The following is a 23,685-nucleotide window of genomic DNA, read 5'->3' on the forward strand; positions in this document are numbered from 1 at the left end:
TCGATGGAGGTGAGATTAAGGCTTGACCTATCGATAAAAAAGCGTAAAAAGTCGCTTCAATCTATCGATTAAATTGTTTTATTCCGGTTTGCAGCTCAAGGCAATGCGCAGCTTGATGATCTGCCGATTGAACTTGGCGGTCACATCCACGCTCTTGCCAGCGGGCACATTGACCCGACGCACGCGCGGTGCCTCGGGGCCATTGCGCATGGTCACCTTGCACGCGGCGGCAACCTGCCCATAGTTGTTCAGGGTGATCGAACCGATGTCGTAGGCCGTATCGTAGGCGGTGTAGTCGAGCTTGACCCCTTCGATGTCCTTCTCCACATCGATGGGGTAGGCCATGGCGCTCAAGGGCAGGAACATCAGCAATACCGCACAACATTTCTTCATTTGGCGCTCTCCTTGTGAGAGCGCAGCTTAGGACAACAGGAGCCGAAGATGAAAGCGCCGCGCGTGACCCTGGACCAGTGGCGGACCCTGCAGGCGGTGGTCGACCACGGCGGTTTCGCCCAGGCCGCCGAGGCCATGCACCGCTCGCAATCCTCGGTGAGCTATACCGTGGCGCGCATGCAGGAGCAACTGGGCGTGCCGCTGCTGCGCATCGACGGGCGCAAGGCGGTGCTGACCGAAGCGGGCAGCGTGCTGCTGCGCCGCTCCCGGCACCTGGTCAAGCAGGCCAGCCAGCTGGAAGACCTGGCCCACCACATGGAGCAAGGCTGGGAAGCCGAGGTACGCCTGGTGGTCGATGCCGCCTACCCCAGCGCCCGCCTGGTACGTGCCCTGAGCGCCTTCATGCCGCAAAGCCGCGGCTGCCGGGTGCGGTTGCGTGAAGAGGTGTTGTCGGGGGTCGAGGAAGTGCTGCACGAAGGTATCGCCGACCTTGCCATCAGCAGCTTCAACATCCCCGGCTACCTGGGCACCGAACTCAGCGCGGTGGAGTTCGTCGCCGTCGCCCACCCTGAGCACGGCCTGCATCGCCTGGGCCGCGAAATCACCTTCCAGGACCTGGAAAGCCAGCTGCAGGTGGTGATCCGCGACTCGGGCCGCGCGCAGCCACGCGACGTTGGCTGGCTCGGCGCCGAACAGCGCTGGACCGTGGGCAGCCTGGGCACAGCCGTCACCTTCGTCGGCAGCGGCCTGGGCTTTGCCTGGCTGCCCCGGCACATGATCGAGCGCGAGCTGCGCGAAGGCGTGCTCAAGCCGCTGCCGCTCGACCAGGGTGGCAGCCGCCATCCACTGTTCTACCTTTATTCGAGCAAGGAAAAGACCTTGGGCCCGGCCACGCAGATTCTTATCGAACTGCTGCGCAACTTCGACACCGCGCCGCTGGACGTGCCCTTCGCAGCCCCCCCGCAAGCTTGAGAGGACCGCGCCCATGGCCTGTTTCGAACACGACGGATGCCGTTTGCATTACGAGGAACATGGCCAGGGCGAACCCCTGGTGTTGCTGCATGGCCTGGGCTCGAGTAGCCAGGACTGGGAAATGCAGGTACCCGAGCTGAGCCAGCGCTACCGGGTCATCCTCATGGACATCCGCGGCCATGGGCAATCGTCCAAGCCGCGCTCAGGCTACCGCATCAAGACCTTCAGCGAAGACCTGCTGGCCTTGCTCGAGCATCTGAACACCGGGCCGGTGCACTTCACCGGGCTGTCCATGGGCGGCATGGTTGGCTTTCAGTTCGCCGTCGACCACCCGCGCTGGGTGCGCAGCCTGTGCATCGTCAACAGCGCCCCGGAGGTCAAGCGCCGCACCCGCGCCGACTGGATATGGTGGGCCAAGCGCTGGGGCCTGGCGCGCATTCTCAGCGTCGAGACCGTTGGCAAGGGCCTGGCCGAGCGCCTGTTCCCCAAGCCCGAGCAGCATGAGCTGCGGCGCAAGATGGCCGAGCGCTGGGCGCGCAATGACAAGCGCGCCTACCTGAAAAGCTTCGATGCCATCGTCGACTGGGGCGTGCAGGAACGCATCAGGCAGATCGCCTGTCCTACCCTGGTGATCGCTGCCGACCACGATTACACCCCGATACAGTTGAAGGAGCGGTACGTGGCAATGATTCCCCAGGCAAGGCTGGCGGTGATCGAAGATTCCCGGCACGCTACGCCCCTTGACCAACCCGAGGTCTTCAACCAGACCCTGCTGCAGTTCCTCGCCGCAGCCTCCACCTCTCAAGGATCTTTGAGCCCATGCTGAAAAAACTCCTGCTCACCGCCTGCTCGGTCGCCTTCGCCACCAGCGTCATGGCGTCGGACAAGACCCCTCACGTGCTGCTGGACACCAGCTTCGGCCAGGTGGAAATCGAGCTCAATGCCGAAAAAGCTCCGCTCAGCACCAAGAACTTCCTCGCGTACGTCGACGCAGGCTTCTACAACAACACCATCTTCCACCGCGTGATCCCGGGCTTCATGGCACAGGGCGGCGGCTTTACCGACCAGATGGTGCAGAAGTCCACCCGCGACCCGATTCGCAACGAAGCCAGCAACGGCCTGCAGAACACCCGCGGTACCCTGGCCATGGCCCGTACCTCCGATCCGAACTCGGCCACCAGCCAGTTCTTCATCAACGTGGCCGACAACGATTTCCTCAACCCAGGCCGCGACCGTGGCTACGCGGTGTTCGGCAAGGTCACCAAGGGCATGGAGGTGGTCGACCAGATCGTCAACTCGCCCACCACCGTCAAAAAAGGCATGCGCGATGTGCCGGCCGACCCGGTCTACATCAAGTCAGCCAAACGCATCGACTGATCGCGGGTCTCACAAGGACGTGACACCTCCCGCCAGTCGGGCCCGACAGGAGTTTCCATGCTGTACCGTCGTTTCGAGCAGTTGATCGACATCTTCCGCGAGGCGCCCAGCGAGTCGCCGCCGGGCAAGGTGCTGCCGTTCTACCTCTATTACCTGCGCCAGGTGTGGCCGAGCTTTCTTGCCCTGCTGCTGGTAGGCCTGGTGGCCTCGATCATCGAGGTCGCCATGTTCAGCTACCTGAGCCGCATCATCGACCTGGCCCAGGGCACGCCGAACGCCAACTTCTTCAGCGACCACAGCGGCGAGCTGATCTGGATGCTGGTAGTGGTGCTGTTGTTGCGCCCGGTGTTCTTCGGCCTGCACGACCTGCTGGTGCACCAGACCATCAATCCCGGCATGACCAGCATGATCCGCTGGCAGAACCACACCTACGTGCTCAAGCAGAGCCTGAACTTCTTCCAGAACGACTTCGCCGGGCGCATCGCCCAGCGCATCATGCAGACCGGCAACTCGTTGCGCGACTCGGCGGTGCAGGCAGTGGACGCGCTGTGGCACGTGCTGATCTACGCGGTCAGCGCGCTGGTGCTGTTCGCCGAGGCCGACTGGCGCCTGATGCTGCCGCTGCTGGCCTGGATCGCCTGCTACATCGCTTCGCTGTGGTACTTCGTGCCCAGGGTCAAGGAGCGCTCGGTGATCTCTTCCGATGCCCGCTCCAAGCTGATGGGGCGCATTGTCGACGGCTACACCAACATCGCCACGCTCAAGCTGTTCTCCCATACCGACTACGAGCAGCAATACGCCCGCGAGGCAATCCGCGAACAAACCGAGAAAACCCAGCTGGCCGCCCGCGTGGTCACCAGCATGGACGTGGTCATCACCACCCTCAACGGCCTGCTGGTGGTCACCACCACGGGCCTGGCGCTATGGCTGTGGAGCCAGTCGCTGATCACGGTCGGCGCCATCGCCCTGGCCACAGGCCTGGTGATTCGTATCGTCAACATGTCCGGCTGGATCATGTGGGTGGTCAACGGCATCTTCGAGAACATCGGCATGGTCCAGGACGGCCTCGAGACTATCGCCCAGCCAGTCTCCGTAAAAGACCGGCCCAACGCCCCGGCGCTCAAGGTCAGCCGCGGCGCGGTGCGCTTCGACAACGTGGACTTCCACTATGGCAAGGGTCGCAAGGTCATCGAGGCGCTGAACCTGGACATCCGCCCTGGCGAGAAGATCGGCCTGATCGGCCCGTCCGGCGCGGGCAAGTCGACCCTGGTCAACCTGCTGCTGCGCTTGTACGACATCGACGGTGGACGCATCGCCATCGACGGCCAGGATATCGCCACGGTCAACCAGGCCAGCCTGCGCGCGCAGATCGGCATGATCACCCAGGACACCTCCCTGCTGCACCGCTCGATCCGCGACAACCTGCGCTATGGCCGGCCTAATGCCAGCGACGAGGAGATCTGGGATGCGGTGCGCCGGGCCAAGGCCGACGAGTTCATCCCCCAGCTTTCCGATGCCCAGGGCCGCACCGGCTTCGACGCGCACGTGGGTGAGCGCGGGGTCAAGCTCTCCGGCGGGCAACGCCAGCGCATCGCCATTGCCCGGGTACTGCTGAAGAACGCGCCGATCCTGATCATGGACGAAGCCACCTCGGCGCTGGACTCGGAGGTCGAGGCGGCAATCCAGGAGAGCCTGGAAACCCTGATGCAGGGCAAGACCGTGATCGCCATCGCCCACCGGCTTTCCACCATTGCACGCATGGACCGCCTGGTGGTGCTGGACAAAGGCCATATCGTCGAGACCGGCAGCCACACGGAACTGTTGGCCCAGCGCGGCCTGTATGCGCGGTTGTGGCATCACCAGACCGGTGGGTTCGTCGGCGTCGACTGAGTAGCGCCGCTTTGCGGCCCTCCGCGGGCCAGCCCGCTTCTACAGGTTCAGCGCATAACCGGTAGGAGTGGGCTTGTTCTCCCGTCTCAATCTCGCCGATACGGCAACATCCCTCGCGCCTGCTCGGCATATTCGCGAACCCCTTCCCGCTCCTCGGCCAGGAATTCATCCACCGCGCGCTTGAGCCCCGGATGCAGCAGGTAGTGCCACGACCGCGTCAGCACCGGTTCGAAACCGCGTATCAACTTGTGCTCGCCCTGGGCACCGGCATCGAAGCGCTGCAACCCGGCGGCGATGGCGAAGTCCATGCCCTGGTAGAAGCAGGTCTCGAAATGCAGCCGGTCGAATTCGTCCAGGCAGCCCCAGTAGCGGCCATACAGACTGTCGCCACCCACCAGGCTCAAGGCCATGGCCACGTCACGCCCGCCCTGGCGCGCCACCACCACCCTTACAGCCTCGGGCATGCGCTCGGCCAGCAGGCTGAAAAACGCTCGGGTCAGGTACGGGGCGCGGCGACGCACGGCGTAGGTATTGGCGTAGCACAGGTAGATGAAGTCCCAGCGCGCCTCGTCCAGCTCGTCGCCACGCAGCCACTGGAAGTCGATGCCCTGCCCGGCCACCTGCTCGCGCTCCTTGCGCATCTGCTTGCGCTTGCGCGAACTCAAGGTGTCGAGGAAATCCTGGAAGTCGCGATAGCCCGGGTTGCGCCAGTGGTACTGGCAGCCGAGCCGCTCCATCCAGCCCGCCAGCCCGGCGATCCGCTCATCCAGGGCACTGTCGGTGAAGTTGATATGCGCCCCGGACAGCCCGCCCTTGACCAGGTATTCGGGGATGGCTTGCAACAACAGCAGGCCGTCCTCGGCGTTTTCGGCCAGCAGACGCGGCCCGCTCACCGGGCTGAATGGCACCGCGCCGAGCAGCTTGGGGTAGTAGGCAATGCCCGCGCGCTCACAGGCATCGGCCCAGCCATGGTCGAACACGTACTCACCGAACGAATGCCATTTGCGGTAGGCCGGCAGTAGCGCACGCACCTGCCCGTCACGCTCCAGCACCAGGTGCTCGGCGGCCCAGCCGGTGTCAGGCACGACACTGCCGCTGTCTTCCAGGGCACTGAGGAAGGCATGGCGCAGGAAGGGCTGGCCATCCGGTACCAAGGCGTCCCAGGTGGTCGCCGGCAGGTCACGCAGGTGGGCGAGGCTGTACAGGCTGATCACGATATCAACTCGCTGCGAAGAGGTTGCCAGTATCCCGGATGTACACCGCGACACTCAAATCGAGTGCAGCGAAGAACAAAAGTATTAATCACAGTGCCACTAAATAGACATCGTTCTGTCATTGCCCCTCGCAATACTTGCGCCTGTTTTCCGGAACCCCAGAACCTGTCTAGCCAGGCGTTTTCCGAAGACATGCCAACTTGGGGGTGGGCGCAAAAGCCTCCCCATTTTTTCCAACAGGGAGAACCTTATGCGTCTTGTTTCTACACTTACTGGAGTAAGCCTCACCGGCATGATGCTGGCTCTGAGTACTCCAGCCAGTGCTGCTGTCGACGCCAAGCTGCTCGAAATCCTCCGCGCCAATGGCTCGATCAACCAGGCGCAGTACACCGAGCTGCAAGCCGATCTGGCAAAGGAAACCAAGGAAAAGGCCGACTTGAAGGCACAGTCCGAGCGCATGAGCTCGTTCGAACAGAAAGTGGCCTGGGCCGCCAAGACCCAGGTCAAGGGTGATGTGCGCCTGCGTTACGAAGACGTAAACGTCGACAACCCACGTAGCGGCAGCGGCAACCAGGACCGCGAGCGTGTGCGTGCTCGCGTTGGCTTCTACAGCCAGATCAACCCGCAGGTCGACGCTGGCGTTCGCATCGCCACCGGCAGCGGCGCCGATGGCCGCTCGACCAACCAGAGCCTGGACAACTACTTCGAGAAGAAATCGCTGTGGGTCGACCTGGCCTACCTCGACTGGCACCCGACCGCCGTACCCAACCTGCACCTGATCGGCGGCAAGATGCCACAGCCCTGGGTGAGCATGGGCGACATCATCTGGGACAGCGACCTGAACCCAGAAGGCGTGGCCGTCACCTACAAGACCGACCTGGGCGGCGCCGAACTGTTCGGTAGCGCCGGTCACTACACCCTCGACGACAACGTCGACGGCGACGGCGTGCAGTTCAAGCATGACACCCAGCTGTACCACGGCCAGTTGGGCGCCAAGTTCAACGCGGCCGACACCGTCAAGGTCACCGTCGGCGGTAGCATCTACGCCTACGACAACGACAAGGAAGCGACCGCACTGCGTGCGTTCGGCAACACCACCAACGAGTTCAACCTGGTGGAAGGCTTCGGTCAGATCGACTTCACTGGCTTCGCCATCCCGCTGTCGGCTTATGGCCAGTACGTCAAGAACACCGAGAGCACCGACGACCGCGACCAAGCCTGGTTGGCTGGCCTGAAAACCAAGGTCGGCGCCTGGAGCCTGGACTACAACTACCGCGACGTACAGCGTAACGCGGTAGTCAGCGCCTTCACCGACTCGGACTTCGGTAACGGCTTCACCGGCTCGCGTGGGCACAAGTTCAAGGTCGGTTATGAAATCGACAAGAACTTCTCCCTGGGCGCGGCCTACCTGATGGCCAAGACCGACTTCTCGCAGACGCCGAACACCAATGCCGACGTAGATACCCTGCAAGTCGACCTGGAAGCCAAGTTCTAACGCGTCAAGCGCCTTTGCTTCACTCAGCGGGAAGTGCCGACCCCATCGGGCACTTCCCGCTTTTTTTGCCTGCTACAAATGCGGCGGCCTCTTTGCGGGCAACTCCGCTCCGACAGGTATTCCATCGAACCTGTAGGAGCGGAGTTGCCCGCAAAGAGGCCGCCGCCGATATCAGACCTTGCGCAGAATCACGCTGCCAATCGAATACCCCGCTCCGAACGAGCTCAGCACCGCCACCGAACCTTCGGCCAGGTCGTCCTGGTACAGGTGGAACGCGATCACCGACCCGGCAGAGCTTGTGTTGGCATAGCGATCGAGGATCACCGGCGCGTCTTCCTTGGCCACTTCACGCCCCATCAACTTCTTGACGATCAACTGGTTCATGCTCAGGTTGGCCTGGTGCAACCAGAAGCGCTTGACGTCCGAAGGTTGCAGTTCGTTCTCGGCCAGATGCTTGCCGATCAGCTCGGCGACCATCGGGCAGACTTCCTTGAACACCTTGCGGCCTTCCTGCACGAACAGCTTGTCACGTGCACCCTCGCCCTCTTCCGCCGCGCGGTTGAGGAAGCCGAAGTTATTGCGGATGTTGTTGGAGAACGCGGTCAGCAGCTTGGTGCTGACAACCTCGAACTGGTGCTTGGAGGTGGCTTGGTCGGCGCGCTCCAGCAATACGGCTGTGGCGGCATCGCCAAAGATGAAATGGCTGTCGCGATCACGGAAGTTCAGGTGACCGGTGCAGATTTCCGGGTTGACCATCAGGATAGCGCGGGCTTGGCCGAGCTGAATGCTGTTGGCGGCATTCTGGATACCGAAGGTGGCCGAGGAGCAGGCCACGTTCATGTCGAAGCCGAAACCCTGGATGCCGAGCGCCTGCTGCACTTCGATGGCGACAGCCGGGTAGGGGCGTTGCAGGTTGGAGCAGGCGACGATCACGCCATCGACATCGGCCGCCGTACGGCCGGCGCGCTCGAGGGCCTGGCGGGCGGCAGCCACGGCCATTTCACAGAGGATCGACTGCTCGTCATTGGAGCGCTCCGGCAGGTTCGGCTTCATGCGCTGCGGGTCGAGGATGCCGGCCTTGTCCATGACGAAGCGGCTCTTGATGCCCGAGGCTTTCTCGATGAAGGCGGCATCGGACAGCGGTGCGGCTTCGACCTCTCCACGCTCGATGGCGTCAGCGTTGTCCTGGTTGAACTGGGTCGCCCAAGTATTGAACGAGGCCACCAGTTCTTCGTTGGAAATGCTCTGGGCCGGGGTGTAAAGGCCGGTGCCGCTGATCACGACGTTATGCACGGTCGTTCCTCTGGTTCGTGGCCAACGCCTGTCGGGCGGTAGGCCGGGGCAGATTAATGGCACCTTCGTGCCAATTTGAAATCGCAATGCGCGGGGCTGCGCCCGTGTTCACAGGGCCGCAAAGCGGCCCGAAAATTTCGCAAGTGTGCCACAAATCGGCAGGTTTAACCCTCTACCTGGGCCCACTGTTTGCTCAGCCTTTTATCGGAAACCGCCACCTTGGTGCCCAACTGCTGGGCGAACAGCGACACGCGATATTCCTCGAGCAACCAACGGTAGAGCGTCAACTGCTCATCACGCTTGCCTTCCTGGGCGTGCTTCTCGGCGCGCGTCTTGTATTGCGTCCAAAGGTTACCCAGCTCGCCACTCCAGACCCGGTCCTTCTGGACCTGCGCGCCGAGTTTTTCCAGGCGCAGCTCGATGGCCTTGAGGTAGCGCGGCAGTTCCCTGAACCACGCGCCCGGGGTCTCGCGCACGAAGCCTGGGTACACCAGGTTGCCCAACTGCTGCTTGATGTCGTTCAGCGCCACCGCCTGGCTGAGGTCGATCTTGCCCTTGAAGCGCTTTTGCAGGCCGTGCCACAGCTTGAGCACCTCGAGGGTCTGACGGGCAAGGCGCTCGGCATGCTCGGCCCAACTGCCACGCTTGCGTTCGGCCAGCGAGGCCAGGGTCGCGCCATCGCGCGGCATGTGCGTCTCGCCTTCGAGCACGCAGCTGTCCAGGCTGGCCAGCAGGATGTCCTCGACCAGCGACTCGACCCGGCCCAGCTCGCGGTACAGCAGGCCCAGCTCGGTCAACCCCGGTAGCTTGCCGCGCAGATACTTGGCGGGCTCGGCCAGTTGTTGCAGCAACAGGCGCTGCAAGGCGCGACGGTGCTGGAACTCGGCCTCGGCCTGGGTCGAGAAGCGCCCTTCGCGCACCGTGCCGTTGTCTTCGACCAGCGCCGGGTAGACCGTCATCGACAGCCCGGCGATCTTCTGCTGGGCGGTCTGCGCCACTTGCGAAAAGGCCTTGGCCTGCACCGGCTGCTCGGCCTTTTCGTTGCGCGGCAAGGCCAGGGCGGCCTGGCTGGCGGCGGCGAAACGCGCGGTCAGCTCGGCAAGGTCGCGGCCTTCGCCGAGGAATTTTCCCTGGCCGTCGACCACTTCGATGTTCATTCGCAGGTGCCCTTCGACCAGCCCGGACGCCTCCGCCCACGCCTCATCGGACACTCGCGCGCCGGTCATGCGCAGCAGCTCCTGGCCCAAGGCCTGGGGCAAGGCGCCCTGACCGAAGCTCATGCGCGAAAGTGCGGCCTTGACGAAGTCCGGCACGGGCACGAAGTTCTTGCGCAAGGCCTTGGGCAGGTTGCGTACCAGCGCCACGCACTTGGCCTCCAGCAGGCCCGGCACCAGCCACTCCAGGCGCTCGCCCGGCAGGTTCGGCAGCAGCGGCGCGGGTACTCGCACCGTGACGCCGTCACGGGGGTGGTTGGGCTCGAAGTGGTAGCTCAGCGACAAGCGCAGCTCGCCTACTTGCAGGTGGTCGGGGTACTGTGCGGCGGTAACTTCGCTGGCTTCGCGAGCCAGTACGTCTTCCTCGCGCATGATCAGCAGGTTGGCGTCCTTCTGGCAGGTCTGGCGGTACCAGCTGTCGAAGGTCGCGGCCTGATGGATTTCCGCCGGCAGACGCGCTTCGTAGAACGCGTAGAGGGTTTCCTCGTCGGCCAGGATGTCGCGTCGGCGCGCCTTGGCCTCCAGCTCATCGAGCTGCTCCAGCAGACGCTTGTTGGCCGCCAGGCACTTGGCCTTGGACTGGATTTCGCCCCCCACCAGGCCCTCGCGGATGAACAGCTCGCGCGACACCACTGGGTCGATGGGGCCGAAGTGCACCGGGCGACGGCCCACCAGAATCAACCCGTACAGGGTGATCTGCTCGTAGGCCACCACCTGGCCGCGCTTCTTCTCCCAATGCGGTTCGAAGTGGTTCTTCTTGATCAGGTGCGTGGCCAGCGGCTCGATCCAGTCGGGCTCGATCTTGGCCACCATGCGCGCATACAGCTTGGTGGTCTCCACCAGTTCCGCGGCCATCAACCACTGCGGGCGCTTGCGACCGAGGCCGGAAGATGGGTGCACCCAGAACCGCCGCTGGCGCGCGCTCTGGTAATCGCCTTCCTCGGTCTTGTGGCCGATCTGACTGAGCAGTCCGCTCAGGATCGCCTTGTGCACGCGCGGGTAATCCGAGGCGTCCTTGTTCACCGCCAGTTGCAGATCGCGACAGATCAGCGCCAGCTGGCGGTGCGCATCGCGCCACTCGCGCAGGCGCATGTAACTTAGGAAATTCTTGCGGCACCAGGTGCGCAGCGGGTTGGCGGTGAGCGCCTGGCGTTGTTCTTCGAAACCGCGCCACAAATTGACCAGCGCGGCGAAGTCGGAATCGACGTCCTTCCACTGGGCATGGGCCTGGTCGGCGGCCTGCTGGCGCTCTGGCGGCCGCTCGCGGGGATCCTGCACCGACAACGCACTGGCGACGATCAGCACCTCTTGCAGGCTGCCCTGGCGTGCGCCTTCGAGCAGCATGCGGCCCAGGCGTGGGTCGATCGGCAGGCGCGCCAGTTGGCGACCGAGCGGGGTCAGCTGGTTCTCGCGGTTGACCGCCGACAGCTCCTGCAACAAGTTGAAGCCATCGCTGATGGCCTTGCCATCCGGCGGCTCGATGAACGGGAAAGCGTCAATGGCGCCCAGGCGCAGGTGCAGCATCTGCAAGATCACCGCCGCCAGGTTGGTACGCAGGATCTCAGGGTCGGTGAAAGCCGGTCGGCTGTTGAAGTCTTCCTCGCTGTAAAGGCGGATGCAAATGCCCGGCTCGACCCGGCCGCAACGGCCTTTACGCTGGTTGGCGCTGGCCTGGGACACCGCCTCGATGGGCAAGCGCTGGACCTTGGCGCGGTAGCTGTAGCGACTGATGCGCGCAGTGCCGCTGTCGATCACGTAGCGGATGCCCGGCACGGTCAGCGAGGTCTCCGCGACGTTGGTGGCCAGCACCACGCGTCTGCCGCTGTGGGACTGGAAGATCTTCTGCTGCTCGGTCGGGGTCAGGCGTGCGTAGAGCGGCAGTACCTCGGTGTGACGCAGTTGCGCCTTGCGCAGGATCTCCGCCGCGTCGCGAATCTCGCGCTCGCCGGGCAGGAACACCAGTACATCGCCCGGCCCCTTGCCGGCGCTGCGTTCGTGCTGGGCGATCTCGTCCAGGGTGGCGAGGATCGCCTGGTCGACGGTCAGGTCGTCCTCGATCCGATTGCCCTCCTCGTCCTGCTCGCTGGTCAGCGGGCGGTACCAGGTTTCCACCGGGTAGGTGCGGCCGGACACCTCGATGATCGGCGCGTTGTCGAAATGCTTGGAGAAGCGCTCCAGGTCGATGGTCGCGGAGGTGATGATCAGCTTGAGATCGGGACGGCGGTGCAGCAGGGTCTTGAGGTAACCGAGCAGAAAATCGATGTTCAGGCTGCGCTCGTGGGCTTCGTCGACGATGATCGTGTCGTAGCGCTCGAGAAAGCGGTCGTGCTGGGTCTCGGCCAGCAGGATACCGTCGGTCATCAGCTTGACCAGGGTGTTCGAATCGCTCTGGTCCTCGAAGCGCACCTGGTAGCCGACCAGCGCCCCCAGCGGCGTGCCCAGTTCCTCGGCAACCCGCGTCGCCACGCTGCGCGCGGCGATACGCCGCGGCTGGGTGTGGGCGATCAGGCCATGGCTGCCACGGCCCAGCTCAAGGCAGATCTTCGGCAACTGGGTGGTCTTGCCCGAACCGGTTTCGCCGGCGATTACCAGCACCTGATGCTCGGCCAGGGCCTTCTTGATCTCGTCGCGCTTGGCCGCGATCGGCAGGCTGTCGTCGTAGCGAATGGTCGGCACGCTCTGCTGGCGTGCCTGTACTTGGGCGAAGGAGGCCTGGGCCTTTTCCACCCACTGCGCCAGCCTGGCTTCGTCGGGTCGCTTGCGCAGTTCGTGCAACTGCCGGCGCAGGCGGTGGCGGTCGGCGATCATGGCGTGGTCGAGGTTGTTCAGCAGCTGGTCGATGGCGTGGTCTGTCATGGGGCTTTTTAAATAGTGCAGGTGAGCCTGCTTTTTCATGATCGGCATTGGCAAGGGGTGGGATTGTCGCAGATTTTGCCGGCCTCTTCGCGGGTAAACCCGCTCCCACTGGGTTATCGCTGTTCTTGAGGACAGCGCAATACCTGTGGGAGCGGGTTTACCCGCGAAGCAAACGCCGCAAATGTTTAGCCAACCGCGAACTGAACATCGCCATTCGCTGCTTTAATCAACCTTACCCGGCATGTGAGTATCCAAAGCATGATTCCCGACCCGACAGCCCCCCACGCCCTACCCCGCCCTTCCCAGCCGAAGGCCAGGGCTCGCGCTGGTGAAAACCCGTTGGTCCACATCATCCTCGCCTTCTGGGCCTTGTGGCACTGCCGCCACGCGCGCCCACCGGATACCTCGCTCGTTTCGCACTGACGTCAACCGCAGCCCGCCCGGCTGCCTGAAACCCGTCCGACGCACCGCACAACCTGCGGTGGTCCTGCATGCCCCTGGCGAAAAGGGGCGCGAGCGAACCCATCATGCACTTTGCCAACCCCGAGCAAGCCCGACGCTTCCTGGCCGACAACCCCGATATCGAGCTGTTCGAGCTGTTCATCCTCGACGCCAACGGGGTGCCACGCGGCAAGCTGCTGCACCGCGACGAACTGCTCGCCGTGTACGACAGCGGCCGGCCACTGCCCAGCACCATCCTCGGCCTGACCCTTAACGGCGACGATGTGGAGAACTCCGGCCTGGTCTGGGACGTGGGCGATATCGACTGCCGCGCCTACCCCCTCGAAGGCAGCCTGGTGCGCCTGCCCTGGCGCCGCGTGCCGACCGCTGCGGTGCAGGTCAGCATGCACCCCAGCGACGGCCTGCCGGCCAGCGTCGCCGACCCGCGCCATGTGCTGCTGCGTACCATCGAGGCGCTCAAGGCCGACGGTTACCACCCGGTCATGGCCTGCGAGCTGGAGTTCTACTTGCTCGACCAGCAACGCGATGCCCAGGGCCGACCACAGCCTGCGCTGGACAACGACGGCGGGCGCCCACGCACCACGCAGGTGTACGGGCTGCGCGAGCTGGAGCAGATCGAGCCGTTCCTGGCCGACCTCTACGCCGCCTGCAAGGCCCAGGGCATTCCCGCGCGCACGGCCATCTCGGAGTACGCCCCCGGCCAGGTGGAAATCACCCTCGAACACGGCGACGCACTCAGCGCCATGGACCAGGCGGTGCGCTACAAACGCCTGGTCAAGGGCATCGCCCACGCCCACGGCATGCAGGCCTGCTTCATGGCCAAGCCGTTCGCCAACCTTGCTGGCACCGGCATGCACATGCACCTGAGCCTGGCCGATGCCGAAGGCAACAACCTGTTCGCCAGCCAAGACCCGGCCGGCACCCCGCTGCTGCGTCAGGCGGTGGCAGGCATGCTGCGCCACTTGCGCGACTCGCTATTGCTGTTCTGCCCCAACGCCAACTCGTTCCGCCGCTTCCAGGCCAACAGCTACGCACCGCTGGCGCCCACCTGGGGCGTCGACAACCGCACCGTGAGCCTGCGCGTGCCGGGCGGCCCGGCCAACAGTCGGCACATCGAACACCGCATCTGCGGCGCCGACGCCAACCCCTACCTGGCCGCCGCCGCCATCCTCGCCGCCACCCACGCGGGGCTGCGCGGGCAACTGGACCCCGGCGCGCCGGTGCAGGGCAACGGCTATGCCCAGGCCACCGAGCACCTGCCCACCGACTGGCTCACCGCCCTGGACGCCCTGGAGCGCTCCGCCTGGGCGCGCGAAGCCCTGGGCGCGGCGTTCCTGGACGTTTACCTGAAGGTCAAACGCGCCGAGTACCGCCAGTTCATGGCAGAGGTCAGCGAGCAGGACTGGCGTTGGTACCTGCACCAGGCCTAGCCCCCCCTATTGCAATGAAGGAAACCTGCATGAACGCAGCATCGAACAACGGACCGGCCCAGCGCGCGCCGTCCTACTACAGCGCCACCCTCAACGACCACACCGAATACCCCACCCTCAAGGGCATCGAGCAAGTCGATGTGGCCATCATCGGCGGCGGCTTCACCGGCGTGGCCACCGCAGTGGAGCTGGCCGAACGCGGCCTGAAGGTCGCCATCGTCGAGACCAACCGCATCGGCTGGGGCGCCAGCGGGCGTAATGGCGGGCAGGTCACCGGCAGCCTGTCGGGCGACGAGGCCATGCGCAGCCAGATGCGCGCACGCCTGGGCAGCGAGGTGGACGACTTCATCTGGCACCTGCGCTGGCGCGGGCACCAGATCATCGAACAGCGCGTGGAGCGCTATGGCATCCAGTGCGATCTCAAACGCGGCCATTTGCACACGGCCATGAAACCTTCGCACATGGATGAGCTGCGCGCCTTCGAAGCCGAGGCCCAGCGCCGCGGCATGGGCGAGCAGGTCGAGCTGCTCGACCGCGACGCCGTCGCCCACCACCTGCAAAGCCCGCTGTACATCGGCGCGCTGAAGAACCGCCGCAACCTGCACCTGCATCCGCTCAACCTGTGTTTGGGCGAAGCCCGCGCGGCGCGTGGCATGGGCGCATTGATCTTTGAAAATTCCGAGGTATTGGAGATCGTCCATGGACCGCGCCCCGCGGTGGTCACCGCCCAGGGGCGGATCGAGGCGCGCCAGGTGATGCTGGCCGGCGATGTGTACCACAAGCTGGAAAAGCCCCAGCTCAAGGGCAAGATCTTCCCGGCGATGGGCGGCATCGTCACCACCGCGCCGCTGGGCGAGCTGGCCGAGCAGATCAACCCGCAGGACCTGGCCGTGTACGACTGCCGCTTCGTGCTCGACTACTACCGCCTGACCGCCGACAAACGCCTGCTGTTCGGCGGTGGCGCCAATTATTCAGGACGTGATTCGCGGGATATCGAAGCGGAACTGCGCCCCTGCATCGAACGCACCTTCCCAGCCCTCCAGGGCGTGCCGATCGAATTCCAGTGGAGCTGCGCCATGGGCATCGTGGTCAACCGCATCCCGCAGTTGGGCAAGCTCTCAGACAACGTCTGGTACTGCCAGGGCTATTCGGGTCATGGCGTGGCCACCAGCCACATCATGGGCGAGATCATGGCCGAGGCGTTGACGGGCACGCTGGAGAAGTTCGACACCTTCGCCGCGTGCAAGCACATCAAGGTGCCGATGGGAGACCTGCTGGGAAATCCGCTGTTGGCGGCGGGGATGTGGTATTACCAGATGCTCGAGAAACTGCGCTGATTTCGCCGGCCCATTCGCGAGCAAGCCCGCTCCTACAGGTCTGGTTGTAGGAGCGGGCTTGCCCGCGAACATGCGCTGCGGTCTATCAGGCGATCTTCTTCAGGCCCTGCTTCTTCATCTCTTCGTCACGCAGTTCGCGACGCAGGATCTTGCCAACGTTGGTGGTCGGCAGCGCATCGCGGAACTCGATGAAGCGCGGCACCTTGTAGCCGGTGACATTGGCACGCATGTGCTCCATCACCTGCTCCTTGGTCAAGGTGGTGCCCGGCTTGGCCACGATGAACACCTTGATCACTTCGCCCGACTTCTCGTCCGGCACGCCGATGGCCGCGCATTGCAGTACGCCCGGCAGGGAGGCCAGCACGTCCTCGAGCTCGTTGGGGTACACGTTGAAGCCCGAGACCAGGATCATGTCCTTCTTGCGGTCGACGATGCGCATGTAGCCGTCCGGCTGGATCAAGGCGATATCGCCGGTCTTCAGCCAGCCCTCGCCATCGAGGATCTCGGCGGTGGCCTCCTCGCGCTGCCAGTAGCCCTTCATCACCTGCGGGCCCTTGACGCACAGCTCGCCCACTTCGCCCAGCGCCAGCTCCTGGCCGTTGTCGTCGATGATCTTGCACAGGGTGGACGGCACCGGAATGCCGATGGTGCCGATCTGGTTGGCCTCGGATGGGTTGACCGTGGCCACCGGGCTGGTCTCGGTCATGCCGTAGCCTTCGCAGATGGAGCAACCGGTCACGGTCTTCCAGCGCTCGGCCACGCTCAGTTGCAGGGCCATGCCGCCGGACAGGGTGATCTTCAACGAGGAGAAATCCAGGGCGCGGAACGCATCGTTGTTGCACAGCGCGACGAACAAGGTGTTCAGCCCGACAAAGCCGGTGAACTTCCACTTGCCCAGCTCCTTGACCATCGCAGGCAGGTCGCGGGGGTTGCTGATGAGCACGTTGTGGTTGCCGATCAGCATCATCGCCATGCAATGGAAGGTGAAGGCATAGATGTGGTAAAGCGGCAACGGTGTGATGAGGATCTCGCAACCTTCCTTGAGGTTCGAGCCCATCAGCGCACGGCATTGCAGCATGTTGGCCACCAGGTTGCGGTGGGTCAGCATCGCGCCCTTGGCAACGCCGGTGGTGCCGCCGGTGTATTGCAGCACGGCCACGTCATTGGGCTTCGGGTTGGCCTCGGTGACCGGCTGGCCCTTGCCCAGGGTCAGCGTGTCGTTGAAGCGCACGGCCTTGGGCAGGTTGTAGGCCGGGACCATTTTCTTCACGTACTTGATGACGCTGTTGACCAGCACGCGCTTGAGCGGCGGCAGCAGGTCGGCCACCTCGGTGACGATGACATGCTTGACCTGGGTTTTGGGCACCACCTTCTCGGCCAGGTGCGCCATGTTGGCCAGGCACACCAGGGCCTTGGCGCCGGAATCGTTGAACTGGTGCTCCAGTTCGCGCGCCGTGTAGAGCGGGTTGGTATTGACCACGATCAAGCCAGCGCGCATGGCACCGAACACGGCGACGGGGTATTGCAGTACATTAGGCAGTTGCACGGCGATGCGGTCGCCGGGCTTCAAGTCGGTATGCTGTTGCAGCCAGGCAGCGAACGCCCCGGACAATGCATACAGCTCGCCATAGGTGAGGGTCTTGCCCAGGTTGCTGAAGGCCGGCTTGTCGGCAAAGCGTTGGCAGGATTGCTTCAGTACGGTCTGGATATTGGGGAATTCGTCAGGATTGATTTCCGCCGTAATTCCGGCTGGGTATTTATCCTTCCAAAAATGTTCGATCATGGAAGCCCACTCCTTTAGCAACAGCGAATTCGTTACGCGTCGATGCGTTTATTATTGATATGGGATGACTCGGTCCATTGCAAACCGTATCACCTGAAAGCGCGCCGAGAGTAACAGCTTTGCCAAAGGTCGCCTAGAGGCCTGAGCAGCCCTGATCGGTCACTAAAATGACTCAAAGAATTATATTGGTCATTTTTAGAGTATTTAACCAAAATGTCGCAAATCGGGCTGAAAACCTCGTAGTAGAGGGCGCCACAAAAACTGTAGGAGCGGGCTGTCCGCGAACCAGGCACGGGCGTTGCCGGTGTTCGCGGGCAAGCCCGCTCCTACAGGGGGCTGCGCCATTTCTACGATCAGGCGATGTCGCGCAACTCTCGCCGCAGGATCTTGCCCACCGGCGTCATCGGCAACGACTCGCGCAACACGATGTGCTTGGGTACCTTGTAGCCGGTGAAGTTGGCTTTGCAGAAGGCCTTGAGCTCATCGACGCTGAGGTCGCCCTCACGAGGCACGACGAACAGCTTGACCGCCTCGCCAGAGCGCTCGTCTGGCACACCGATGGCCGCGCAGTTGGCCACCTGCGGGTGGCTCATCACCACCTCCTCGATCTCGTTGGGATACACGTTGAAGCCCGAGACGATGATCATGTCCTTCTTGCGGTCGACGATGCGGGTAAAGCCGTCCGGCTCGATCACCGCGATATCGCCGGTCTTGAACCAGCCTTCGGCATCCAGCGCCTGGGCGGTGGCCTCTGGCTGCTGCCAGTAGCCCTTCATTACCTGCGGGCCCTTGATGCACAGCTCGCCGCGCTCGCCCAGCGGCAGGTCGTTGCCGTCGTCGTCGGTCACCTTGAACGCGGTGCCGACCACCGGGATACCCACCGTGCCCAGGCGCGCCAGCTCGCCATAGGGGTTGGTGCTGGCCACCGGCGAGGTCTCGGTCAGCCCGTAGCCCTCGACGATACGACAGCCGGTGAGGCTCTCCCAGCGCTCGGCGGTGGCCTTGACCAACGCGGTGCCGCCGGAGTTGGTGACCTTGAGCGCCGAGAAATCCAGAGACTTGAAGCCAGGGTGGTCCATCAGCGCGACGAACAGCGTGTTCAGCCCCAGCAACGCGGAGAACTGCCACTTGCCCAGCTCCTTGATGAAGCCAGGGATATCACGGGGGTTGGTAATGAGCACGTTGTGGTTGCCGGTGACCATCATGCACATGCAGTTCGCGGTGAAGGCGTAGATGTGGTAAAGCGGCAGCGGCGCGATCATCACCTCCTGCCCTTCCTTGATCAGCGCCTGCCCGTCCGGGCCGTGCTGGGCGAAGCAGGCCAGCACCTGGAGCATGTTCGCCACCAGATTGCCATGGGTGAGCATGGCGCCCTTGGCCAAGCCCGTGGTGCCGCCGGTGTATTGCAGCACGGCGATGTCTTCGAGGCTGCGCGGCACCGCCTTGTGAGTCAGTTCGCGGCCTTGGCGCAGCACCTGCTTGAACGGCACCGCCTGGGGCAACCGGTAGGCTGGGACCATCTTCTTGACCTTGTCGACCACCGTGTTCACCAGCCAGCCCTTGGCCGTCGGCAACAGGTCGCCCATCTTCGCTTCGATCAGGTATTCGATATCGGTATCGGGCAACACCTGCTGCACACGGTTGCCGAACATGTTCAGGTAGACCAGGGCACGGGCGCCGGAGTCCTTGAACTGGTGGCGCATCTCGCGCTCGGTGTACAGCGGGTTGGTATTGACCACGATCAGCCCGGCGCGCAGCGCGCCGAATACCGCGATGGGGTATTGCAGCACATTGGGCATCTGTACCGCGATGCGATCGCCGGGTGCCAGGTCGGTGTGTTGCTGGAGCCAGGCGGCGAAAGCCGCCGAGTGGCGCTCAAGGTCCGTGTAGGTGAGGGTTACCCCCAGGTTGCTGAACGCCGGGCGATCGGCAAAGCGCTTGCAGGAGCGCTCGAATACCTCGACCACGGATTTGTAAGCATTGATGTCTATCGTGGAGGGAACGCCCGCCGGGCGTTTGTCATTCCAGAATTCGGCTTGCATTTATTATTGTTCCTCTGCCTGGACCTGCTGTTGATCCCTCTTGCGAGGGCGCTGCCCGTGTCCTTGATCCGTTCGCCTGATGGCAAAAGGACGTTCAGCCGACGTTAGCAGTTAAGTCAGGGGCGGCAAATACGCCAAGGGCTGCCATTAACATTGTGAATCTTATTTGTTCACTTCCTGCAATCCCGGTCATTGTGCATACACTGTGCTCAAACCCGTGCGCAAAGGATCCGCCATGCCCCACGACGCCTTCTGGCTGCCTGCCAGCGAGCATTGCAGCCTGTATGTCCACCAGTGGTTGCCTGAGCAACCGGTCAAGGCGGTGGTGTTGCTGGCCCATGGCATGGCCGAACATGCGGGCCGCTACCGGCGCCTGGGCCATGCCCTGAACGCTGCCGGTTTCGCCTTGTTCGCCCCGGATTTGCGCGGCCATGGGCGTACCGCCGAACTGGGCAGCCTGGGCCTGTTCGCCCGGGAGCAGGGCTGGAGTACCGTGGTCAACGACCTGGGCCTGCTGGCCCAGCACATTGGCCAGCTATTCCCCGGCACGCCGCTGTTCCTGTTTGGCCACAGCATGGGCAGCTACATCGCCCAGGCCTACCTGTTGCACCACAGCGCCAGCCTGCAAGGGGCCATCTTCAGCGGCTCCAACTTCCAACCGGCGGCGCTGTATCGTGCGGCCCGGCTGATCGCCCGCCTGGAAGCCTGGCGCCAGGGCAAGCTAGGCAAGAGCGCACTGATCGAGTGGCTGTCGTTCGGCTCGTTCAACAAGGCCTTCAGGCCCAACCGCACGGCCTTCGACTGGCTCAGCCGCGATCCCGACGAGGTCGACCTTTACGTCAACGACCCACTGTGCGGCTTTCGTTGCAGCAACCAGCTGTGGCTCGACCTGCTTCAGGGCCTGGCGCAAATAAGCCAGCCCAGGCACCTGGCGCAGATCGACCCGAACCTGCCGATGCTGGTAATCGGTGGCGAATGTGATCCGGTGAGTGCCGGCAAGCGTCTCACCCACCTGGCCGACGCCCTGCGCGCGACCGGCAACCGCCACGTGCAGTTGCGCGTGTATCCTGATGCGCGCCACGAAGTGCTCAACGAAACCAACCGCGACGAGGTCACCGCCGATATCATCGGCTGGCTGGAGCAGGCGCTGGCCCTTGGCCGCCCCGCCCGCAGCGAATGATCGATGCCCTCGCCCCCTTTAAGGAAGCCTCGATGACCCAGGTCACCAACACCCCTTACGAAGCCCTCGAAGTCGGCCAGACGGCCAGCTACGAAAAGTCCGTGGAAGAGCGCGACATCCAGCTGTTCGCCGCCATGTCCGGTGACCACAACCCGGTGCACCTGGACGCCGAGTTCGCTGCCAAGAGCATGTTCCGCGAGCGTATCGCCCACGGCATGTTCAGCGGTGCATTGATCAGCGCGGCGGTAGCCTGCACCCTGCCTGGGCCGGGCACCATCTACCTGGGTCAGAAAATGAGCTTCCAGAAGCCGGTGAAGATCGGCGACACCCTGACCGTGCGCCTGGAAATCCTCGAGAAGCTGCCCAAGTTCAAGGTGCGTATCGCCACCAACGTGTACAACCAGAACGACGAGCTGGTGGTCGAAGGCGAGGCCGAGATCCTGGCGCCGCGCAAGCAGCAGACCGTCGAGCTGGTGTCGCCGCCGAACTTCGTTGCCAGCTGAGGTAACAACTCACCCCAATTCGCGCAGGCAGCGCTCGATATGCCGCCGCTCCGGCCCCTGCCGGGTCAGTACCAGCGCCTGCTGCCAGGCCTCGCGCGCCTGTTGCGTGTTGCCCAGTTGCCGATGCAGTTCGGCACGGGCGGCATGGGCCAGGTGATAATCGTGTAACTCCCCCCGCGCCAATATTGCCTCGATCATCTGCAGCCCCGCCGCCGGCCCGTCGCGCTTGGCCAGCGCAGCGGCAAGGTTGAGTTCCACCACTGGCGACGGCCAGTGTCGCTGCAACACCGCGTACAGCCCGACGATTTCATTCCAGTCGGTCGCCTCGCTGCTCGCTGCCTCGGCATGCACCGCCGCGATCGCGGCCTGCAGGCTGTAGATACCGATGCTCCCGGTCCCCAGCGCCTGGCGCACCAGCTGGCAGCCCTCTTCGATCTGCGACCGGTCCCATACGCTGCGATCCTGCCGGTCAAGCACCACCAGCTCGCCTTGTTCGTCGCTACGCGCCTTGAGCCGAGAAGCCTGCAGCAGCATCAACGCAAGCAGGCCGAGCACCTCGGGCTCCGGCAGCAACTGCGCCAGCAAGCGCCCCAGGCGGATAGCCTCGTCACACAACTCGCCCTGCACCAGCGCTTCGCCCGACGAAGCCGAGTAGCCCTCGTTGAACACCAGGTAGATCACCCGCAACACGCTTTGCAGGCGCTCGGGCAGCTCGCTCAAGCTCGGCACCTGATAGGGAATGCGTGCATCGCGGATCTTCGCTTTGGCCCGCACGATGCGCTGGGCGATGGTCGAGGGCTGTTGCAGGAAGGCGCGGGCGATCTGCTCGGTGGTCAGGTCGCAGACCTCGCGCAGGGTCAGCGGCACCTGCGCATCGGCGGCCAAGGCCGGGTGGCAGCAGGTGAAGATCAAGCGCAGGCGGTCGTCGGCCAGCAGCTCTTCTTCGCTGGGATCCTGTGCCTGGCCGTCGAGCAGCATGGCGAGGTCCGCCTGGGAGCGGTCGAAACGGGCGCGCCGGCGCAAGGTGTCGATGGCCTTGAAGCGGCCCGTTGATACCAACCAGGCCCGGGGGTTGTCAGGCATGCCATCGCGCTGCCAACGCTCGACGGCGACGAAGAAGGCCTCGTGCAAGGCCTCCTCGGCGAGGTCGAAGTCGCCCAGCAGGCGAATCAATGTCGCCAGGATGCGTCGGGAGTCGCGGCGGTATACCACCTCGACCTGAGCGCGTACCTGGGCGGCGTCGACCATCAGCCTGGCCCCCCAGGGGCCAGGCGCTTGCCCTGCATCGCAAAGGGTGGAACGCACATGCTCACGGCTCTCCGCCTGTCAGGGTTGCAGTTCACGCACCGGCCGCACTTCGACGCTGCCGACCCGCGCCGCCGGAATACCCCGGGCGATGTTCAGCGCCTCGTTGAGGTCGCGGGCATCGACCAGGTAGAAGCCGGCCAACTGCTCCTTGGTCTCGGCGAACGGGCCGTCGGTCAGGCTCATCTGGCCGCTGCGCACACGCACGGTGGTGGCAGTCTGCACCGGCTTGAGCGCCTCGGCGGCAAGCATTCGCCCGGAGCGGTGGATGGATTCGGCGTAGGCCATGCATTCTGCATCTTCAGGGCTGTCGGGCAGGCTATGCAGCAGCCCCTCGTCACAATAGACCAGGCACAGGTATTTCATGGTCGTCTCCAGCGCAGGGAAAGGGGCGTTTGCCGATGAGCGGTGCGCTCAAGGCTTGAGGTCGAACAATGCCTTCTGGGTTTGCATGTCGAACGGCGCCGACCAATGCTCATGGATCACCTGCCATTGCCCGGCTTTACGACGATAGCCCACGGTGGCGCGCATGAAGCCGCACTGGCTGTCGTCGTCGCCCGGGCCGCAGCGGTTGAGCCAGTGCGCCAAGGCCAGGTCGCCGTCGGCATGCACGGTCAGTTGCGCCACTTCGAAGACCATGGGCCCGGTGCAAAAGCCCATGCACATTTCCCAGTGCTCGCGGTAGGCGGCCTTGCCCTTGAATTGCAGCTCCTGGATGGCATCGAAGGCGACGATGTCGTCGGCGTAGGGCGCAGCGATGCCATCCAGGTCTCGCTCGCGCACCGCGAGTACCCAGCGCTCGATCAATTGGCGAATTTCGGTTTCGGCGGCAGTGCTCATGGGATGTTCCTCAGTCGCTCAGCAAAGGTGGGCGCCGGTGTGTCCGGCGCCTTCACTCAATGGTCGATGGGGGAAAGAGGAAATCGACACGCCGCAAAA

At 64.0% G+C, this 23,685-nt stretch carries 18 protein-coding genes; 9 read left to right on the forward strand and 9 right to left on the reverse strand.

The window, feature by feature from the left end:
• Positions 1–78 precede the first annotated feature (78 nt).
• The gene (locus tag RAC97_RS11615; RefSeq protein WP_375099426.1) at positions 79–393 is read right to left on the reverse strand and encodes a 3-phosphoglycerate kinase; all 315 of its coding nucleotides are present in this window, start codon (positions 391–393) and stop codon (positions 79–81) included.
• 48 nt (positions 394–441) lie between these two features.
• Here RAC97_RS11615 and RAC97_RS11620 point away from each other — a divergent pair, with 48 nt between their 5' ends.
• Genes RAC97_RS11620 through RAC97_RS11635 form a run of 4 tightly spaced genes read left to right on the forward strand, consistent with a single transcriptional unit; the run spans position 442 to position 4,632 of the window.
• Positions 442–1,365 (forward strand): LysR family transcriptional regulator, encoded by a 924-nt coding sequence (locus RAC97_RS11620; protein WP_375099427.1) that lies wholly within the window; start codon positions 442–444, stop codon positions 1,363–1,365.
• A 13-nt stretch (positions 1,366–1,378) separates the two neighbouring features.
• Positions 1,379–2,191 carry an alpha/beta fold hydrolase gene (locus tag RAC97_RS11625; RefSeq protein WP_375099428.1) on the forward strand — a complete coding sequence of 271 codons (813 nt, stop codon included), beginning with the start codon at positions 1,379–1,381 and terminating at the stop codon, positions 2,189–2,191.
• On the forward strand, positions 2,185–2,742 hold the full coding sequence (locus RAC97_RS11630) for a peptidylprolyl isomerase (protein ID WP_375099429.1): 558 nt from the start codon (positions 2,185–2,187) through the stop codon (positions 2,740–2,742). The genes RAC97_RS11625 and RAC97_RS11630 overlap by 7 nt, the downstream gene beginning before the upstream one ends.
• A gap of 57 nt (positions 2,743–2,799) precedes the next feature.
• On the forward strand, positions 2,800–4,632 hold the full coding sequence (locus tag RAC97_RS11635) for an ABC transporter ATP-binding protein (protein WP_375099430.1): 1,833 nt from the start codon (positions 2,800–2,802) through the stop codon (positions 4,630–4,632).
• 86 nt (positions 4,633–4,718) lie between these two features.
• Here RAC97_RS11635 and RAC97_RS11640 read toward each other — a convergent pair whose 3' ends face one another.
• Positions 4,719–5,846 carry a GNAT family N-acetyltransferase gene (locus RAC97_RS11640; RefSeq protein WP_375099431.1) on the reverse strand — a complete coding sequence of 376 codons (1,128 nt, stop codon included), beginning with the start codon at positions 5,844–5,846 and terminating at the stop codon, positions 4,719–4,721.
• 250 nt (positions 5,847–6,096) lie between these two features.
• On the opposite strand from RAC97_RS11640, the gene RAC97_RS11645 reads away from it, so the two are divergent.
• Positions 6,097–7,341, forward strand: coding sequence for a putative porin (locus RAC97_RS11645; RefSeq protein ID WP_375099432.1), 1,245 nt, complete (start codon positions 6,097–6,099; stop codon positions 7,339–7,341).
• A gap of 171 nt (positions 7,342–7,512) precedes the next feature.
• Here RAC97_RS11645 and RAC97_RS11650 read toward each other — a convergent pair whose 3' ends face one another.
• Positions 7,513–8,634 (reverse strand): beta-ketoacyl-ACP synthase III, encoded by a 1,122-nt coding sequence (locus RAC97_RS11650; RefSeq protein ID WP_375099433.1) that lies wholly within the window; start codon positions 8,632–8,634, stop codon positions 7,513–7,515.
• Between the two features lie 164 nt (positions 8,635–8,798).
• A complete protein-coding gene (gene hrpA / locus RAC97_RS11655) occupies positions 8,799–12,704 on the reverse strand; it encodes an ATP-dependent RNA helicase HrpA (RefSeq protein ID WP_375099434.1) in 3,906 nt (1,301 codons plus the stop codon).
• A 527-nt stretch (positions 12,705–13,231) separates the two neighbouring features.
• Here hrpA and RAC97_RS11660 point away from each other — a divergent pair.
• Together RAC97_RS11660 and RAC97_RS11665 are read left to right on the forward strand one after the other, a co-directional pair.
• The gene (locus RAC97_RS11660; RefSeq protein ID WP_375099435.1) at positions 13,232–14,596 is read left to right on the forward strand and encodes a glutamine synthetase family protein; all 1,365 of its coding nucleotides are present in this window, start codon (positions 13,232–13,234) and stop codon (positions 14,594–14,596) included.
• A 29-nt stretch (positions 14,597–14,625) separates the two neighbouring features.
• Complete coding sequence (locus tag RAC97_RS11665; protein ID WP_375099436.1) at positions 14,626–15,933, forward strand: NAD(P)/FAD-dependent oxidoreductase; 1,308 nt, start codon at positions 14,626–14,628, stop codon at positions 15,931–15,933.
• Positions 15,934–16,018: 85 nt separating this feature from the next.
• On the opposite strand, the gene fadD1 is transcribed toward RAC97_RS11665, so the two are convergent.
• Both fadD1 and fadD2 read right to left on the reverse strand, forming a co-directional pair.
• Positions 16,019–17,716: a long-chain-fatty-acid--CoA ligase FadD1 gene (fadD1, locus tag RAC97_RS11670; RefSeq protein ID WP_375099437.1), complete on the reverse strand. Its 1,698-nt coding sequence runs from the start codon at positions 17,714–17,716 to the stop codon at positions 16,019–16,021.
• A gap of 353 nt (positions 17,717–18,069) precedes the next feature.
• The gene (gene fadD2 / locus RAC97_RS11675; RefSeq protein ID WP_375099438.1) at positions 18,070–19,758 is read right to left on the reverse strand and encodes a long-chain-fatty-acid--CoA ligase FadD2; all 1,689 of its coding nucleotides are present in this window, start codon (positions 19,756–19,758) and stop codon (positions 18,070–18,072) included.
• A gap of 235 nt (positions 19,759–19,993) precedes the next feature.
• Here fadD2 and RAC97_RS11680 point away from each other — a divergent pair, with 235 nt between their 5' ends.
• Both RAC97_RS11680 and RAC97_RS11685 read left to right on the forward strand, forming a co-directional pair.
• Positions 19,994–20,938: an alpha/beta hydrolase gene (locus RAC97_RS11680; protein WP_375099439.1), complete on the forward strand. Its 945-nt coding sequence runs from the start codon at positions 19,994–19,996 to the stop codon at positions 20,936–20,938.
• A gap of 32 nt (positions 20,939–20,970) precedes the next feature.
• The gene (locus RAC97_RS11685) at positions 20,971–21,441 is read left to right on the forward strand and encodes a MaoC family dehydratase (protein WP_008098003.1); all 471 of its coding nucleotides are present in this window, start codon (positions 20,971–20,973) and stop codon (positions 21,439–21,441) included.
• Positions 21,442–21,450: 9 nt separating this feature from the next.
• Here the strand turns inward: RAC97_RS11685 and RAC97_RS11690 are convergent, their stop codons facing one another.
• The 3 genes from RAC97_RS11690 to RAC97_RS11700 all read right to left on the reverse strand — a co-directional run bounded on the left by RAC97_RS11690 (position 21,451) and on the right by RAC97_RS11700 (position 23,586).
• Positions 21,451–22,689 (reverse strand): RNA polymerase sigma factor, encoded by a 1,239-nt coding sequence (locus RAC97_RS11690; protein ID WP_375099440.1) that lies wholly within the window; start codon positions 22,687–22,689, stop codon positions 21,451–21,453.
• Between the two features lie 78 nt (positions 22,690–22,767).
• Positions 22,768–23,112, reverse strand: coding sequence for a YciI family protein (locus RAC97_RS11695; protein WP_375099441.1), 345 nt, complete (start codon positions 23,110–23,112; stop codon positions 22,768–22,770).
• 48 nt (positions 23,113–23,160) lie between these two features.
• The gene (locus RAC97_RS11700) at positions 23,161–23,586 is read right to left on the reverse strand and encodes a YybH family protein (protein WP_375099442.1); all 426 of its coding nucleotides are present in this window, start codon (positions 23,584–23,586) and stop codon (positions 23,161–23,163) included.
• Between the last annotated feature and the right edge of the window lie 99 nt (positions 23,587–23,685).

Source organism: Pseudomonas sp. LS_2 (assembly GCF_042709235.1).
Classification (GTDB): Bacteria; Pseudomonadota; Gammaproteobacteria; order Pseudomonadales; family Pseudomonadaceae; genus Aquipseudomonas.

What these genes read in the sequence shown, in the direction of transcription:
- RAC97_RS11615 (WP_375099426.1), bottom strand. Translation starts at nt 393, where the DNA reads ATGAAGAAATGTTGTGCGGTATTGCTGATGTTCCTGCCCTTGAGCGCC.
- RAC97_RS11620 (WP_375099427.1), top strand. Translation starts at nt 442, where the DNA reads ATGAAAGCGCCGCGCGTGACCCTGGACCAGTGGCGGACCCTGCAGGCG.
- RAC97_RS11625 (WP_375099428.1), top strand. Translation starts at nt 1,379, where the DNA reads ATGGCCTGTTTCGAACACGACGGATGCCGTTTGCATTACGAGGAACAT.
- RAC97_RS11630 (WP_375099429.1), top strand. Translation starts at nt 2,185, where the DNA reads ATGCTGAAAAAACTCCTGCTCACCGCCTGCTCGGTCGCCTTCGCCACC.
- RAC97_RS11635 (WP_375099430.1), top strand. Translation starts at nt 2,800, where the DNA reads ATGCTGTACCGTCGTTTCGAGCAGTTGATCGACATCTTCCGCGAGGCG.
- RAC97_RS11645 (WP_375099432.1), top strand. Translation starts at nt 6,097, where the DNA reads ATGCGTCTTGTTTCTACACTTACTGGAGTAAGCCTCACCGGCATGATG.
- hrpA (WP_375099434.1), bottom strand. Translation starts at nt 12,704, where the DNA reads ATGACAGACCACGCCATCGACCAGCTGCTGAACAACCTCGACCACGCC.
- RAC97_RS11660 (WP_375099435.1), top strand. Translation starts at nt 13,232, where the DNA reads ATGCACTTTGCCAACCCCGAGCAAGCCCGACGCTTCCTGGCCGACAAC.
- RAC97_RS11665 (WP_375099436.1), top strand. Translation starts at nt 14,626, where the DNA reads ATGAACGCAGCATCGAACAACGGACCGGCCCAGCGCGCGCCGTCCTAC.
- fadD1 (WP_375099437.1), bottom strand. Translation starts at nt 17,716, where the DNA reads ATGATCGAACATTTTTGGAAGGATAAATACCCAGCCGGAATTACGGCG.
- fadD2 (WP_375099438.1), bottom strand. Translation starts at nt 19,758, where the DNA reads ATGCAAGCCGAATTCTGGAATGACAAACGCCCGGCGGGCGTTCCCTCC.
- RAC97_RS11680 (WP_375099439.1), top strand. Translation starts at nt 19,994, where the DNA reads ATGCCCCACGACGCCTTCTGGCTGCCTGCCAGCGAGCATTGCAGCCTG.
- RAC97_RS11685 (WP_008098003.1), top strand. Translation starts at nt 20,971, where the DNA reads ATGACCCAGGTCACCAACACCCCTTACGAAGCCCTCGAAGTCGGCCAG.
- RAC97_RS11690 (WP_375099440.1), bottom strand. Translation starts at nt 22,689, where the DNA reads ATGGTCGACGCCGCCCAGGTACGCGCTCAGGTCGAGGTGGTATACCGC.
- RAC97_RS11695 (WP_375099441.1), bottom strand. Translation starts at nt 23,112, where the DNA reads ATGAAATACCTGTGCCTGGTCTATTGTGACGAGGGGCTGCTGCATAGC.
- RAC97_RS11700 (WP_375099442.1), bottom strand. Translation starts at nt 23,586, where the DNA reads ATGAGCACTGCCGCCGAAACCGAAATTCGCCAATTGATCGAGCGCTGG.